The organism is Mesorhizobium sp. CO1-1-11 (genome assembly GCF_020164995.1).
Lineage (GTDB): Bacteria > Pseudomonadota > Alphaproteobacteria > Rhizobiales > Rhizobiaceae > Mesorhizobium > Mesorhizobium australicum.
This window is the reverse complement of sequence record NZ_JAIUHE010000007.1, coordinates 113,573-127,563: the sequence shown is the minus strand read 5'-3', so window position 1 is coordinate 127,563 and position 13,991 is coordinate 113,573. Positions and strand designations below refer to the sequence as shown.

The window sequence follows — 13,991 nt, the reverse complement described above, 5'->3', positions numbered from 1 at the left end:
CCTGTGAACACCGGCCGGCAAGCCGGCGGTGATCGTCGTGCTGGTGCAGCGCTTCAGCCAGGGCTTTTTTAAGGGTGCGATCGCCGCTTCATAGCGGTGACCGAACAACCCGCTGAACAATTCGTCGATTGCCGTCTAACAAGCCGGATTCGTTGGGCGAATGTCGACGGCGCTAGATCGGCAAGGCCACCAGCATGAGACCGACGCCGCCGAAGATCAAAATGGCTGTCGCCAGAGCTTTTCGATGACGTTCGAAAGTCGTCGGAGCTCGCTCCCAATTGTAACGCATACGCTATCTCCCCAAGACCCGAGGAGTTCTTACCTTATCTCAGGGAAGAAAAGCAACGGTGCCGCCGGTCAGCATGCTTGCCTGGCGCGCCTTTCCGGCGACTATTTCTGGGACGATTTTCGACTCTGGATGGATGTTGCGGCCTCACGAGAGTATGTCCGCAAAATAAAGCCACGCGAGCCATCCCGGCCGACCAATAGACAGCGCCCCACCACCGCGCTATCTCATTTCCGGGTTTTGCATGGCTTTTGGGGTCCGTTATGGAAATTGCCTCTGGAACGGTTCTGCGACTGGCGGACGATGCCTCGGTTCAGCATGTCGGCGACGGCGCGGTTGTGCTTTTGGCGCGCAGCGGCCAGCTTTATACCTGCAACGGGACGACCGAAGCCTTTCTCGACAAGGTGGATGGCGCGCGCAGCCTCGGCCAGATCGTCGGCCTGCTTTGCGAGGAGTTCGAAATCGACAAGGGCACGCTTGACGAGGACATGGCGGCGCTGGCCAGCGATCTGGTCTCGGAAGGCATTCTCGCTGCTCCAGGCTTGATGGCTGAAGGCACCGCTTGATGGTGGACGGTCCTCTCCTGCGCGCCTTGTTCCGCTGTCATCTCTGGGCAAGCGCGCGGCTGATGCCAATTCTCATTGCCAATCGCAGCTTCGAGGACGTGCTGAAATGGGCGCCGCTCGCCTCGCCGGCGCCCTATCGCGGCCTGCCTGCCCCCTACATTGTCGCCCGCGTCAACCGTGCCGTGCGTCATCCCTGGCTGATGCGTGACCGCAGATGCTTGCGGGAGGGCTTGCTCGGCCATCGCTTCCTGCGCCTTGCCGGTTTCGATCCGCAGCTGCGTTTCGGCGTCGATCCGAAGTCGCTGCAAGCGTCGCGGCTGGCGGCGCATTGCTGGGTGTGCCTGGACGGCAAGCCGGTGGTCAGTGACAGCCTTCCCGGCATGGTCGAGATCTACCGTCACCCCGCCACCGCCGCCACGAAGGTGCGCTCCGCTTGACCAGACCTTCAGTATTCTATGACCTCAATGGCCAGATCCTCGGCATATCGGCCGAGCGCCCCGGCCTGTGGCAGGATTTCGACGGGATGCTGGGCACCTTGCGTGTCACAGGTCCCGTCGAGCCGGATTTTCGTCTCGAGATCACAGAGGCGGACGTTCTGGACGAAGCGCCCGGCGGATCGCTCGTCTTCGAGGGCGAGATACCGGAGGACGGCTACTGCCGGATGATCGCGGATGGCGGCACGGTCCATCTCGTCTTTCCCGAACGCCAAGCCGTTGTCGTCAATGACGAGGAGGGTTGGGCCGAACTCCGGGTTCGCCCCGGTGCGAAGGCCGCCTGGACGCCATCGATGCTGGTGTTGGACGCAGCACTCGACGCAGGCGGCCAGCATATGCTGCACACGGCCGGGCTGACGCTGCCGGGCCGCGACGCCGTCGTGCTGGTCCATGCCCCGAGCGGCACCGGCAAGACCACCACATCGCTGGCCTTGGCAACGCGAGGATTCGGCCTGTGCTCCGACGACGCCATGATCCTGAATCTCGCTTCCCCCACGCCTGCCGCCTGGGGTTTGCCGCGCCATGTCAAGATCCATGAGAAGACCGCGCGGATGATCCCGCTTGTGGCGCCATGCCTCGGTCTGTCATGGGACCGCAATGGCGAACAGGCTGTTTCGCTGGAAAAGCTGAGTGGGATCGTAAAAATCGAAAGTCCGACCGCCCGTCCGGTCGCAGCGCTCCTGCATCTTGCGCGATCCGGCGACGAAGAGACCCGGCTCGCGCCCATGGCCCGGACCGACGCGATGGTGGCGCTGGCGATGGACAATGTCCGCACCGGCGCGACCGGTCTGCTGCCGCTGCAGAAGCGCAGGTTGACGGCGATCCGCGGACTGGTGTCGTCGGTGCCGACCTTTACCCTGGAAGTAGGCGTGCGTCCGGCCGATGCGGCGGCGCTGATAAGCGCTAGGTTGGCATCACTGGACTGACGGTCCGCTCAAGCGGCGTATGGCCTGGCCTTGGCCAGCCGCTGGATCCAGCGAAAGGCATCGCGGCGTAGCCGCGAGCCGATCTTCTCCCGGGAATTGACCCTGAGCAGCGTGTTGGTCGTGATCAGCTTCTTGGCCAGTCGGATCGACAGGTCGGGCTTTATTCGCCCGGCGAGTGCCAGCGCATGCGGTTCGTCGAACAGCCGCCCGGTTACGTTGAGCACGATCGCAAGTTCGAGTTCGATGCCGGTCATGCGCGCGGCGTCGAGCAGGCGGGTTTCCGAAACCGGGGATTGCAGCGCCCTCACACCTTGCAGCACGTCGACGCAAAGCTGCAGACGGTGGAATTTGTGGCCGCCGGCGGCATGCACGATGGCGATCGTCAGAAGGGCGGCCGGCGTATCCGTCGCGTCGCCATCGATGATGCCAAGCTCGCGAAAACCCAGCGACAGGCGCCGCCGCATGCCGATGTCGTGCACAAGGTCGCCATGCAACTCGACCAGCAGGCTGGAATTCTCCTTTTCCAGCCATTTGAATTCCTGCAGCCGGTAGGATTCGGCCTCGTTGCTGGCAAGCTCGAAGCCGCATGCCGCAATCACTCGGTTTGCCCGCGCAAGGTTGGCGGGCTCGACCAGGATGTCGATGTCGGTGAAAGGCCGGTCGGATACATTGCGATAGAGTTTTCGCGCGAAGACCGGCCCCTTGACGATCCGCGCCGGAATACCCTCCGCCGCCATTCCCTTCATGATGCGGTCGCCATGGTACTGAAGCAGCATCGACTGGCCGGTGGCGATCGTCGCCCTCTGGCGCAGGTCGTCGAGTTTGTCCCGCAGGCCAGTATCCGACGGCTCCCCGAGCTTGCGCAGCATGATTGGCAGGACGCCGTGGAATTCGGCATTGTCGAGCAGGGCAGACAGGGCCTTCGCCGATAAATTGTCCCCGACCGCCGCAGCTTCCGGATCGACGAAGCGCAGCAGCAGTTTTTCTTCAGCTGGAGTAAGAGACGGCAGCATCGATCCGGACAAATCCATCGTTAAGTGGATTGTCCGGAATGGTTGCAGAAAAGGGCGGCTGAAGCCAGCCTTACACGCCCCAGCGCAGCGCGGCGGTGTGGACAGGTGCGTCCCACCATTCCGTCAGTTCGTCGTCGAGCAAGGTCAGCGTGATCGAGCAGCCGGCCATGTCGAGCGAGGTGACATAGGTGCCGACCAGCGACCGGGTAACCGTCACGCCATGTTGCTCGAAAATCCGGCGGGCGCTGTTGTACATCAGATAGAGCTCCATCAGCGGCGTGCCGCCGAAGCCGTTGACGAACAGCAGCGCGGGTCCTTTCGCCCTGTCGTCGAGATCGCCCAGGATCGCAGCGCAGATTTCTTCGACAATTGCATCGGCGCTTTTCAGCCTGTCGCGCCGGCGGCCGGGCTCGCCATGGATGCCGACGCCGAATTCCATCTCGCCTTCGCCGATGTCGAAGGTCGGTTTGCCGGCAGCCGGCACGGTGCCGCTGGTCAATGCCACGCCCATCGAGCGGGTGGCGTCGTTGACGCGGTCACCCAGCGCCTTCAACGCCGGCAACGCCACCCCGTGCTCGGCGGCGGCGCCAACGATCTTTTCCACCACCAGCGTGCCCGCCACGCCGCGCCGCCCGGTTGTGTAGGACGAATTCTCGACGGCGACGTCGTCATTGGTGACGACCTGCAGCACGCCATCGGACATCTCCGCCGCCATCTCGAAGTTCATCACGTCGCCTTCGTAGTTCTTGACGATGAACAGGCAGCCGGCGCCGGTGTCGACGGCTTGCGCGGCCGCCAGCATCTGATCCGGTGTCGGCGAGGTGAACACCTGGCCGGGACAGGCGGCGTCCAGCATGCCACGGCCGACAAAGCCGCCATGCAGCGGCTCGTGGCCGGAGCCGCCGCCGGAGATCAGCGCCACCTTGCCCGGCTTGAGCATCTTGCGGCGGATGAATTTGTGCTCCTCGCCAAGCACAAGGATGTCGGCATGGGCGGCCGCGAAACCGTCAAGGCTCTCGGTCAGTACCATGTCCACCGAGTTCATGAATTTCTTCACGGCCGTCTCCTCCCGAAATAGCCAGCATCAAGGGTCGTTCAGCCGCTCTTGCCGGTGATGCTGGTGACCTTCTGGATGAATTCGTTGATCGCTCGGTCGAGCGCCGCATTCTGCTTGTCGTCGCCGAAATCCGGCACGATGAGCGAAACGTGCCTTGTCTTGCGCGCGCCCGCGGCGACCGAGATCTTCCCGGGATGTGCCTGGTGATAGGCGGCAAGAAACTGGTCCCGCTCGGCCTGGCTGAAATGGCAGACGGAAAAGATGGCCGGCAGATGTTTCGACGGAATGGGAATCGAGTAGCTCGGGCTCGAAATCTGCGTGACGAAGCTGCGGTGCTTGCCAAGCGCATCGGCGAGCCGCTGGCGCATGCCGGACGGCCGCTGGTCGATAACCTGCGACAGGATCGTCTTGTAGGCGCGGATCGCTTCTTCGGAACCGGGTTCGGGTTTGATGTCGGCCATGCCTGCCGTGCCTAGACCGGAACGTCGGCTATGGCCGCCTTGGCCATGGCGAGTTGCGCCGGCGCCACGGAAAGATCGCGCAGACCGGCTTCCAGCAGCGAGGGAATAGAGACCGGGTCGCCGCCGGCATCGCCGCACAGGCTGACGGCAATCCCGGTCTCCCGTCCAAAGGCCGCGACCGAGGCGATCAGCCTCAACACCGCAGGATGGCGGACTGAATTCAGGTGTGCCACAGCGGCATTGTCGCGCGCGGCCGCCATCACATATTGCGTCAGATCGTTGGAACCGATCGACAGGAAAGCGACGCCGGTAAACGCCTCCGGCGCGATGGCCACCGAAGGCACTTCGACCATGATGCCGAGCGGCGGCATCTTGTGCGCGATGCCGCGCGCGGCAAGGGCTACCCGCTCCTCGGCGAACAAGGCGGCGGCGCTTTCATACTCTGCTGATGTGGCGATCATCGGAAACATGATTTTGAGATTGCCGTGTGGCGCGGCGCGCAGCAATGCCCTGATTTGAATCCGGAATATATCGGGCCTGGCCAGCGACAGCCTGATGCCACGCAGGCCAAGGAATGGATTGCCTTCCTCGACGGTGAAGCCTGGCACCGGCTTGTCGCCGCCGGCATCGACGGTACGGATCGTCACCGGTTTTTCGCCGGCCCATTCCAGCACCTTGCGATAGGCACGATACTGCGTCTCCTCATCCGGCAGCGTTTTGCCGAACAGGAATTCGGTGCGCATCAGGCCGACACCGTCGCAGGTCGCGATGTCGATGGCATCGACATCCCCAGGATCGGCGATATTGACCTGTACGCGCACCGCCGTGCCGGTTTTTGTCACGGCCGGCCGCGCCAGAAAAGTCAGTGCCTTACCCTGGCCGGCGGTGAAGGAAGAGGATGACTGCCGGAACGAGCCGATCTCGGCCGGCGAGGGCGCCAGGACGATGCTGCCGTGCTCCGCGTCGAGCAGTGCCATGTCGGCAACGGCGGTGAGCGGCTCGCGCAGGCCCACGACCATCGGCACGCCACGCGAGCGCGCCAGCATGGCGACATGGCTGGCGGTGCTGCCTGCCTTCAGAGCGATGCCGCCGCCATGGCTCCAGTCGGTTTCGAGAAAGCGCGTCGGCGCGATGTCCTCGCCGTAGAGGATGGCGCCGGACGGCGCGGCTTGGTCACTGTCCTCGGTCAGGGCACGCAGCACCTGGTCCCTGATATCCCGAAGGTCCGTGGCGCGGGCGCGGAAATAATCCTGGTCCGAAGCCTCGTAGCCGGCGATCTCGGCATCGAGCGCCTGCCGCCAGGCCGTGTCGGCGGGTGTTCCGGAAGCGATCGATGCGAAGGCCGGCCCGCTCAGCGCGTCGTCTTCCAGCATGGCGATGTGGAATTCGAGTATGTCGGCCGCATCTTTCTCGGCGGTTCCGACCATGGCCACGAGCCGGTTCACCGCCTTGCCGATCGCGGCCCGCAGGGACGTCCTCTCCTCGACGGAGCTTGCCTTGCTAACGTAAATGCCCGCGGGCTGGCCGAGGTCGAACAGAGGTCCCTCGGCATAGCCGGCCGAGGCAGGAACACCCTCAATACGCATGGCACGCGTTCCCAGCGGGTGAGCGCAGGCGCGGATCGGCCTCAAGCCGAGCGGACATGGCCGGCGTCCTCGTCGAAATCGCGCTGCACCAGTTCGACCAGCGCCCGGATAGCATCATCGGCGCCATCGCCGTTGGCCCTGATGTGCAGCACCGTGCCCTTCGGCGCCTTGGCCGCCATCACTTTGACGATGCTTTTTGCATCGAACCATGGGCCGTTGGCGGCGAGTGCAATCTCCACCTCGGCGGCAAAGCTCTTGGCCAGCTTGGTGAACTTCACCGAAGGACGCGCATGCAGGCCCACATCGTGGGTGATCAGGACGGTCGCTTCGGCGGTTGCGGACATATCTTCAAAAATCCCGTTCGCTCACGATGGCGACAATTCGTGCGCCGTCGCCACCACTTCCCGGAGCGAGGCGCCGCCGGATGCTTCGGTCGCCGCCATCACCGCGCCCTCGACGATCGGCGCGTTGCAGACGATGATTTTGTGCGCACGCGGCTCGCCGATCAATTCCACCGCCATTTCCGAATTGGTCTCGGCGCCGCCGAGATCGACAAGAATGGCGACACCGGCGTCCGACCAGGCCTTGTCGATGGCGCCCATGATCGCCTCGACATTGGTGCCGAGCCCGCCATGGCCGTTTCCGCCGCACCACGCAAGCGGCACCTCGTCGCCGACCATTTGGCGTACCATGTCGGCCGTGCCCTCGGCGACCAGCGGCGAATGCGATACGATCACGATCCCGACATTGCTCATGCCTTGCCCCCGATGATTTGCGCCAGCGTGCGCACCAGCAGCGCGGTCGAGCGCGCGCCGGCATCCATATGGCCGATCGAGCGGTCTCCGAGGAACGAGGCGCGGCCGCGCAGTGCCTTCATCGGCACGGTGGCTTCGGCCGCGGCGTCGGCGACGTTGGCTATTTCAGCCGCCGTCCTTCCCCCGGCCAAGGCATCATGCACCGGCCGCAGCACATCGAGCATGGTTTTTTGTCCTACCTGCGACTTGCCGCGCGCGGCCACCGCTTCGATCGCCTTGCCGAAGGCAACCGACAGATTGGCGCGGTCGGGTTCCGCCGAAATCTCCTTGCCGAGCGCCATGAACAGCGTGCCGAACAGCGGGCCGGAAGCGCCGCCCACCGTCATCACCAGCTTGGTGCCAATTGCCTTCAGGGCGTCCGGCAGCGGCTTCGCGGCGAACACGTCGGCCTCGGCCCGTACGGCGTCGAAGCCGCGCTTCATGTTCAGCCCGTGGTCGCCGTCGCCGATCGCCTGGTCGAGCGCGGTCAATTCCTCGGCGTGCGCGGCAATCGCATCCGCGGCGGCCGTGATAAGCCTCGAAAGGTCCAGCGCCGTCATGTCGCCCGAATTCCCGGTTTGCACCTTGCCGGCAGTAGCGAAAGAACGGTCGTTCGACAACTGATGCATGCGTCAGGCCGTGACAAGCAGTGTGGCGGCGGCCGCGAACACCTCTGCCACGGCATGAGCACCCGGATCGACCACGCCCTGCAATCCGGCACCGACATAGGCGGACCGCCCGGCTTTTGCCTTCTCCATGGCCGCGGTGGCCTCCGCACCGCGCCGGGCTGCTGTCGCCGCGTCGCCAAGGCCGTTGCCGTCGAGGGCCTTCAAGGCCGGCTCCAGCGCATCGACCATGGTGCGATCGCCGGGTTTGGCGCCACCGTAGAAGGTCATGCGTTCAAGCCCGGCGAGCAGGGCCTTGGGCACACCGGCGCCACCGTCCAGGGCCCGTCCGGCCGCTGTGAAAAAGATCGACAGCAGCACCCCGCTGGAGCCGCCCATCGATGCGCTCAATATGTCGCCCACTGCAGCTAGGGTCGCCGCGGGGTCGGCAAGCGGCAGCGTGTCGAGCCGATCAAGAACGCTTCGTGCGCCGGTCGCCACCGTCGAGCCGGTGTCGCCGTCGCCCGCCTTGGCGTCCAGTCCGTTCAATGCCGCTTCGAGCGAAATCAGCTTCTCGCAGACGGTGACGATCAGGCGCCTCGTCCCGGCATCCTGGCTAGCCCTGTGTGCCGTGCTTTGTCCGGCTGCTTTTGCCATCGGTACGACAGCGGGCGCAACGAGCGGCTTGGCCGGCATCCAGGCGTGCGGGCCGACCGGCGCCAGCAACGCGGCCTCGCGTGCCGCATCGAGCCGGATCAGCGACAGCGAGAACCCGTTCATGTTGAGTGCCGTCATCAACGATCCGGGACCGATTGTGAACTTCACTGTCTTTGCCAGCGGTGAGGCAAGCACCGCATTGGCAACCAGCGACATTTCGAGCGGCGGCACGGAGCCGAGATTGTTGATCAGCAAGGCATGATCGGCCTTCGTGTCGAGCCGCCCCGCGAGGCGCTCCGCCATGACAGCCACCAGCTTGTCGGCACTCTGCACCGCGATGCGCTCGACGCCCGGCTCACCGTGGATGCCGAGGCCGAGCTCGCCATCGTTTTCGCCAAACCTGTCCTCGTGCGGCTGGCCGGGAATGGAGCAGGACGACAACGACATTCCGAGCGAGATGATATCCTTTGCCGCCGCACGCGCGGCCGCCGCGACGGATGCCAGGTCCTTGCCGGCTTCCGACAGGTGGCCTGATATCTTGTGCACGAATAATGTGCCGGCAACGCCGCGCGGCTGGGCGATGTCGGGCAGCGCGATGTCGTCGGCGACGATCACCATCTCGACGGCAAAACCTTCGGCGCGCGCCTTCTCGGCAGCGAGGCCAAAATTGAGCCGGTCGCCGGTGTAGTTCTTGACGATCAGCAGGCAACCGGCTGGTCCGGTGACCGCGCGAATGGCCGCCAGCACCGCTTCGACGCTCGGCGAGGCGAAGATCTCGCCCGAGACCGCCGCCGTCAGCATGCCTTTGCCGACGAAGCCGGCATGCGACGGCTCGTGCCCGGCGCCGCCGCCGGAGACGACGGCAACCTTGGACTTGTCCCAATCGGCGCGCAGCACGACCTTGATCTCGGGATACCCGTCGAGGCGCGCGAGGTCGCCTGAGCCAATGGTGCGCAACAGGCCGTCCAGGGCCTCGGTGACGATCGTTTCCCTGCGGTTGAAAAAGTGCTTCATCGAATTCGTCCCGTATTCGCAATCTCAATCGGAAGCCGGCGTCCCCTTGGCGGGGGCGCCGAAGCCGCTCACATCAATCGTTGTCCGTCGGCGCCGAAATAGAGCGGCGAGCGGTAGCGGATCACCACCTCGTCGCCTTGCGCCAGATCGGTGTCGGGATCGGTCAGCGTCACCAGCTTCTTCGGCCCCACCGTCACGTGCAGATGGTTCTGATCGCCGAGATGCTCGACCCAGTCGACGACGCCATCAGCATGGCCATTCACGGCCTTCTCGATCGCCAGGTGCTCGGTGCGCGCGCCGATTGTCCTGGTGCCGGCCGGCGCGCCGCTATCGGGAAGTAGCCCCGTCGGCAAAAGATTGATCGCCGGCTGGCCGAGCCTTGCCGCGACATGCAGATTTGCCGGTTCCGAATAAATGGTTCGTGGTGAACCGATCTGTACCAGCACGCCGTCGGCGAGGATGCCGATGCGATCGGCCATGGTCATCGCCTCGATCTGGTCGTGCGTGACGTAGAGCATGGTGGCACCGAGCTCGGACTGGATGCGCTTCAATTCGAGCCTGAGATCCGCGCGCAGCTTGGCGTCGAGTGACGACAGCGGCTCGTCCATCAGGTAGATGGAAGGCTTGCGCACCAGCGCGCGGCCGATGGCGACACGCTGCATTTCGCCGCCCGACAATTTGGTCGAACGGTTGGCAAGCTTGTGATGGATGCGCACCATCTTCGCGACCTCCTCGACCCGGCGGCGGATTTGGTCTTCCGGTATTTTCCGCGCCGGCGAGCGCAGTGGGAAGGCGAGGTTGTCGAACACCGACAGATGCGGATAGAGCGAATATTGCTGGAAGACGAAGGCTGTGTCGCGCTCGGCCGGTGACAGGGTCGTGGCATTGTGGCCACCGATCTCGATCGTGCCTGCATCCGGCCGTTCCAGCCCTGCAATCAGCCGCAGTGTGGTCGTCTTGCCGGCGCCGGTCGGCCCCAAGAGCACGACGAATTCGCCGTCCGATATATGCAGGTCGAGCCCGCTGACGGCGACATGGTCGCCGAAGCTTTTGGTCACGCCTTTGATGTGCACGTCAGCCATGCTGCGCTCTCCCCTGAGAGGCGGTGTCGTGGATTGCCGTTCTCACCGCGCGCCCGGAGCCTTTTTCGAACAGCGACAGCCGCGCGCCGTTCAGTGTCAGGCCGACATGGTCGCCAGCATTGAGCCGGATTTCGGCCGGCACCCGCGCCTTGATGATGCCGTCCGCCGTTTCCACCGCGACGATCTGGGTGGTGCCGAGATATTCGGTGCCGTAGATGGCGCCGCGCAGCTTGGATGTATCGTCGAAGCGGATGTGTTCGGGGCGAATGCCGAGCGCCATGTCGGCAGGTGCTACGTCCTCGCGCACCTCTGGCACTGCCACTGTCGCCCCTTGGACGACCACCTCCTTAGCGCCTTTTGTGAGTCCACCGCCAAATTTCAAAAAATTCATCGGCGGCGAGCCGATGAAGTCGGCCACGAACATGGTAGCGGGGCGGTCGTAGATCTCGCGGGGCGTGCCGAACTGCTCGATGACGCCGTGGTTCATCACCGCGATCTTGTCGGCCATTGACATGGCTTCCATCTGGTCATGCGTGACGTACACGGTCGTCGCGTGGATGCGGTTGTGCAGTTCGCGCAGCTCATGGACCATGAGGTCACGGAATTCGGTATCGAGCGTGCCGAGTGGCTCGTCCATCAGGAAGCATTTCGGCCGCCGCACGATGGCGCGGCCAAGCGCGACGCGCTGGCGGTCGCCGCCGGCAAGGCCGGATACGGATTTGTTGAGCAGATGGTCGATGCGCAGAAGCTTCGCCGTTTCCTCGACGCGGGTGCGGATCTCGGCCGAGGGCATGCCTTGCGCCAAAAGTGGGAAGCCGATGTTCTTGCGCACATTCATGTGCGGATAGAGCGCGAACAGCTGGAAGACGAAAGCGATGTCGCGCTCGCGGGCCCTGAGCATGGTGACGTCGTCGCCGCCGAGCAGGATCTGGCCGCCGGTCGGCAGTTCGAGCCCGGCGATCATTCTCAGTGTCGTCGTCTTGCCACAGCCCGATGGCCCCAGCATGACGAAGAACTCGCCGTCCTCGACGACGAAGTTGGAATCCTGGACGGCGACGAAATCGCCGAAGGCCTTTCTCAGATGTTGGACGCGAATTTCGGCCATGATTATTCCGGGAACTTCGAGACGATGATGAACATCACCGTGCCGGCGAGCATGGTGATGAAGGAATAGGTGTAGAGCGACAGCGCGAAGGGCTGGAACAGCATCAGGAAGCCGATGGCGATCAGCGCCGTGGCAATGTTTTCCATCAGCCCGCGCCTGGCCCAGCGGGGCCAGCGCGATTTCCTGAAGATGGTGGGGCGCGTCATGCGTAGCGTCCTCCCTTTTCCCCGTTCAAAGGGAGAGATGGTTGCCCGGTGGTTCCCCCACTCCGTCGCTGCTCCGCAGCGCCACCTCTCCCCCCCTCAGAGGGAGAGGAAGGGAGCCTGGCTGAATCAAGTTCGCGCCCTTCCACACTAATCATTTGCGCACCGCACCGAAGGTGATGCCGCGCAGCAATTGCTTGCGGAGCAGGATGGTGAAGACCAGGATTGGAACCAGGAAGATCGTCGTGCCGGCCGCCACGGCCGGCCAGTCCTGGCCGCCTTCGCCTATGATGGTCGGGATGAAGGGCGGCGCTGTTTGTGCCGTGCCGGAAGTCAGCAGTGCGGCGAAGGCATATTCGTTCCAGGCGAAGATCAGGCAGAAGATCGCCGTGGCGGCAATGCCGGTGGTCGCCTGCGGCAGCACGGTGCGCCAGAAGGCCTGCAGCCGCGTGTAACCGTCGATCATCGCCGCTTCCTCATATTCGCGCGGGATTTCGTCGATGAAGCCCTTGAGCAGCCACACCGCGAGCGACACGTTGACCGCCGTGTAGAGCAGGATCATGCCGAGGGCGGTGTCCGACAGGCCAAGCTCGCGGTACATCAGGTAGATGGGAATGGCGACCGCGATCGGCGGCATGAAGCGTGTCGACAGGATGAAGAACAGAAGGTCGTCGGCCAGCGGCACCTTGAAGCGCGAGAAGCCGTAGGCCGACAGTGTCCCGAGAAAGACGGCGCAGAAGGTCGAGCCGAAGGCGATGATCAGCGAATTGATGAAGCGCGGCAGGAAGTTGGATGGTCCGGCGATCACCATGTTGCGCTTGCGCACGGTCTCGTCGCAGAAGCCCGTCGCCGGTCCGAGCGAGTTGATATATTCAGGCGTCTGCCTGGTGCGCGTCGTGAACAGGTTGCAGTAGCCCTCGATGCTCGGCTGGAACACGATCTTGGGCGGATAGGCGATCGAATCCGGCGGCGTCTTGAAGCTGGTGGCGAAGATCCACAAGAGCGGCACGATCGAGATCAACGCGTAGGCGATGATGATGGCGCCGGCGATGCGCTTCGAATTCGACGAGGGCGCGACGACCGAATGGGCTGTGGTCAGGCTCATCTCTGCTTCACCTTGTTGAGCGCCTTGACGTAGATGTTGGCGAGACCGAACACCGCGACGAACAGGATGATGGCGAAGGCAGAGGAATAGCCGGTACGCCAGCTCTCGAAGGCCTGCCGTTTCAGCGTGATCGAGGCGACTTCGGTGGTCGAGCCCGGCCCGCCGCCGGTGAGCAGGTTGACCATGTCGAACATCTTGAAGTTCTCGATGCCGCGAAACAGCACCGCCAGCATGATGAAGGGCAGCGCCATCGGCAGCGTGATCGACCAGAACTGCCGCCAGTTGGAGGCGCGGTCGACCTCGGCCGCTTCATAAATATATTCGGGGATCGAGCGCAGGCCCGCGAGGCAGATCAGCATCACGTAGGGCGTCCACATCCAGGTATCGACGATGATGATCGACCACGGCGCCAGCGAGACGTTGGAAAGCATCTGGATGCTTGTCGGCGGAATGCCCGACACGAACGAGATGACATAGGAAAACAGGCCGATCTGCGGCTCGTAGAGGAAGCGCCAGAAATTACCGACCACCGCCGGCGACAGCATCATCGGCACCAGGATCAGCGTCGTCCAGAAAGCGTGGCCGCGAAACTTGCGGTCGATCAGCCAGGCCAGCGTGAAGCCGATCAGCGTCTGCAAGAGGATGGTCCAGAACACGAAATGCGCCGTCGTCTGCATGGCGATCCAGATGTCCTGGTCGCCAAGGATGCGCTGGTAATTGGCGAAGCCGAGGTTCTTCACCACCTCGTTTGGCCGGTTCGCGCGAAAATTGGTGAACGACAGGTAGATCGCCCAGAACAGCGGGAAGATGTTGATGGCGAGCAGCAACAGGATCGTCGGCGAGATGAACAGCCAGGCGAGGCCCTTGTCGCTGATGCCCCGGACCTTGCGGGCCAACGGTTCCGGGGTCGCCCGGGCAACGGTCTCCGCGGTCCGATTGAGCATGGTCAGTCCTGCTTCGGTCACTTCGTTCGTCTCTGTCATGGAATTTATCTGAACCGCGTCCCGTGCCAAGGGCGGCACGGGACGCGGCGTCAT

General features: G+C 64.0%; 16 protein-coding genes. 3 read left to right on the top strand and 13 right to left on the bottom strand.

Going from position 1 to position 13,991, the window contains the following annotated elements:
* Window positions 1-549 precede the first annotated feature (549 nt).
* The 3 genes from LB554_RS10075 to LB554_RS10065 are packed head-to-tail and all read left to right on the top strand — an operon-like array spanning window position 550 to window position 2,272.
* Entirely contained in the window at window positions 550-852 is a 303-nt protein-coding gene (locus LB554_RS10075; protein ID WP_015314206.1) for a PqqD family protein, read from the top strand.
* Complete coding sequence (locus tag LB554_RS10070; protein ID WP_140614927.1) at window positions 852-1,289, top strand: lasso peptide biosynthesis B2 protein; 438 nt, start codon at window positions 852-854, stop codon at window positions 1,287-1,289. The genes LB554_RS10075 and LB554_RS10070 overlap by 1 nt, the downstream gene beginning before the upstream one ends.
* On the top strand, window positions 1,286-2,272 hold the full coding sequence (locus LB554_RS10065; RefSeq protein WP_224584325.1) for a serine kinase: 987 nt from the start codon (window positions 1,286-1,288) through the stop codon (window positions 2,270-2,272). Before LB554_RS10070 ends, LB554_RS10065 begins: the two co-directional genes overlap by 4 nt.
* An 8-nt stretch (window positions 2,273-2,280) precedes the next feature.
* Here LB554_RS10065 and LB554_RS10060 read toward each other — a convergent pair whose 3' ends face one another.
* The 13 genes from LB554_RS10060 to LB554_RS10000 all read right to left on the bottom strand — a co-directional run bounded on the left by LB554_RS10060 (window position 2,281) and on the right by LB554_RS10000 (window position 13,898).
* Entirely contained in the window at window positions 2,281-3,285 is a 1,005-nt protein-coding gene (locus LB554_RS10060; RefSeq protein ID WP_224584324.1) for a nucleotidyltransferase family protein, read from the bottom strand.
* 70 nt (window positions 3,286-3,355) lie between these two features.
* The gene (gene dhaK, locus LB554_RS10055; protein WP_224584323.1) at window positions 3,356-4,342 is read right to left on the bottom strand and encodes a dihydroxyacetone kinase subunit DhaK; all 987 of its coding nucleotides are present in this window, start codon (window positions 4,340-4,342) and stop codon (window positions 3,356-3,358) included.
* A gap of 38 nt (window positions 4,343-4,380) precedes the next feature.
* Window positions 4,381-4,803 (bottom strand): hypothetical protein, encoded by a 423-nt coding sequence (locus tag LB554_RS10050; protein WP_015314201.1) that lies wholly within the window; start codon window positions 4,801-4,803, stop codon window positions 4,381-4,383.
* 11 nt (window positions 4,804-4,814) lie between these two features.
* Entirely contained in the window at window positions 4,815-6,389 is a 1,575-nt protein-coding gene (gene ptsP, locus LB554_RS10045) for a phosphoenolpyruvate--protein phosphotransferase (RefSeq protein ID WP_224584322.1), read from the bottom strand.
* 41 nt (window positions 6,390-6,430) lie between these two features.
* Window positions 6,431-6,733, bottom strand: a complete 303-nt coding sequence (locus LB554_RS10040) for an HPr family phosphocarrier protein (protein ID WP_015314199.1) — start codon at window positions 6,731-6,733, stop codon at window positions 6,431-6,433.
* Window positions 6,734-6,754: 21 nt separating this feature from the next.
* On the bottom strand, window positions 6,755-7,144 hold the full coding sequence (gene dhaM, locus LB554_RS10035; protein WP_015314198.1) for a dihydroxyacetone kinase phosphoryl donor subunit DhaM: 390 nt from the start codon (window positions 7,142-7,144) through the stop codon (window positions 6,755-6,757).
* Window positions 7,141-7,743 carry a dihydroxyacetone kinase subunit DhaL gene (gene dhaL / locus LB554_RS10030; protein WP_041163578.1) on the bottom strand — a complete coding sequence of 201 codons (603 nt, stop codon included), beginning with the start codon at window positions 7,741-7,743 and terminating at the stop codon, window positions 7,141-7,143. Before dhaL ends, dhaM begins: the two co-directional genes overlap by 4 nt.
* A gap of 72 nt (window positions 7,744-7,815) precedes the next feature.
* Window positions 7,816-9,459, bottom strand: a complete 1,644-nt coding sequence (locus tag LB554_RS10025; protein WP_224584321.1) for a dihydroxyacetone kinase subunit DhaK — start codon at window positions 9,457-9,459, stop codon at window positions 7,816-7,818.
* A 68-nt stretch (window positions 9,460-9,527) separates the two neighbouring features.
* Window positions 9,528-10,541: an ABC transporter ATP-binding protein gene (locus tag LB554_RS10020; RefSeq protein WP_224584320.1), complete on the bottom strand. Its 1,014-nt coding sequence runs from the start codon at window positions 10,539-10,541 to the stop codon at window positions 9,528-9,530.
* Window positions 10,534-11,646, bottom strand: a complete 1,113-nt coding sequence (locus LB554_RS10015) for an ABC transporter ATP-binding protein (protein WP_224584319.1) — start codon at window positions 11,644-11,646, stop codon at window positions 10,534-10,536. Before LB554_RS10015 ends, LB554_RS10020 begins: the two co-directional genes overlap by 8 nt.
* 2 nt (window positions 11,647-11,648) lie before the next feature.
* Window positions 11,649-11,852, bottom strand: a complete 204-nt coding sequence (locus LB554_RS10010; RefSeq protein WP_224584317.1) for a hypothetical protein — start codon at window positions 11,850-11,852, stop codon at window positions 11,649-11,651.
* A 151-nt stretch (window positions 11,853-12,003) separates the two neighbouring features.
* Window positions 12,004-12,954, bottom strand: coding sequence for a carbohydrate ABC transporter permease (locus LB554_RS10005; RefSeq protein WP_015314192.1), 951 nt, complete (start codon window positions 12,952-12,954; stop codon window positions 12,004-12,006).
* Window positions 12,951-13,898: a carbohydrate ABC transporter permease gene (locus tag LB554_RS10000; RefSeq protein WP_041163577.1), complete on the bottom strand. Its 948-nt coding sequence runs from the start codon at window positions 13,896-13,898 to the stop codon at window positions 12,951-12,953. Before LB554_RS10000 ends, LB554_RS10005 begins: the two co-directional genes overlap by 4 nt.
* Window positions 13,899-13,991 lie beyond the last annotated feature (93 nt).

What these genes read in the sequence shown, in the direction of transcription:
- LB554_RS10050 (WP_015314201.1), bottom strand. Translation starts at nt 4,803, where the DNA reads ATGGCCGACATCAAACCCGAACCCGGTTCCGAAGAAGCGATCCGCGCC.
- ptsP (WP_224584322.1), bottom strand. Translation starts at nt 6,389, where the DNA reads ATGCGTATTGAGGGTGTTCCTGCCTCGGCCGGCTATGCCGAGGGACCT.
- LB554_RS10020 (WP_224584320.1), bottom strand. Translation starts at nt 10,541, where the DNA reads ATGGCTGACGTGCACATCAAAGGCGTGACCAAAAGCTTCGGCGACCAT.
- LB554_RS10025 (WP_224584321.1), bottom strand. Translation starts at nt 9,459, where the DNA reads ATGAAGCACTTTTTCAACCGCAGGGAAACGATCGTCACCGAGGCCCTG.
- LB554_RS10000 (WP_041163577.1), bottom strand. Translation starts at nt 13,898, where the DNA reads ATGCTCAATCGGACCGCGGAGACCGTTGCCCGGGCGACCCCGGAACCG.
- dhaM (WP_015314198.1), bottom strand. Translation starts at nt 7,144, where the DNA reads ATGAGCAATGTCGGGATCGTGATCGTATCGCATTCGCCGCTGGTCGCC.
- LB554_RS10075 (WP_015314206.1), top strand. Translation starts at nt 550, where the DNA reads ATGGAAATTGCCTCTGGAACGGTTCTGCGACTGGCGGACGATGCCTCG.
- LB554_RS10005 (WP_015314192.1), bottom strand. Translation starts at nt 12,954, where the DNA reads ATGAGCCTGACCACAGCCCATTCGGTCGTCGCGCCCTCGTCGAATTCG.
- LB554_RS10015 (WP_224584319.1), bottom strand. Translation starts at nt 11,646, where the DNA reads ATGGCCGAAATTCGCGTCCAACATCTGAGAAAGGCCTTCGGCGATTTC.
- dhaL (WP_041163578.1), bottom strand. Translation starts at nt 7,743, where the DNA reads ATGACGGCGCTGGACCTTTCGAGGCTTATCACGGCCGCCGCGGATGCG.
- LB554_RS10060 (WP_224584324.1), bottom strand. Translation starts at nt 3,285, where the DNA reads ATGCTGCCGTCTCTTACTCCAGCTGAAGAAAAACTGCTGCTGCGCTTC.
- LB554_RS10040 (WP_015314199.1), bottom strand. Translation starts at nt 6,733, where the DNA reads ATGTCCGCAACCGCCGAAGCGACCGTCCTGATCACCCACGATGTGGGC.
- LB554_RS10010 (WP_224584317.1), bottom strand. Translation starts at nt 11,852, where the DNA reads ATGACGCGCCCCACCATCTTCAGGAAATCGCGCTGGCCCCGCTGGGCC.
- LB554_RS10070 (WP_140614927.1), top strand. Translation starts at nt 852, where the DNA reads ATGGTGGACGGTCCTCTCCTGCGCGCCTTGTTCCGCTGTCATCTCTGG.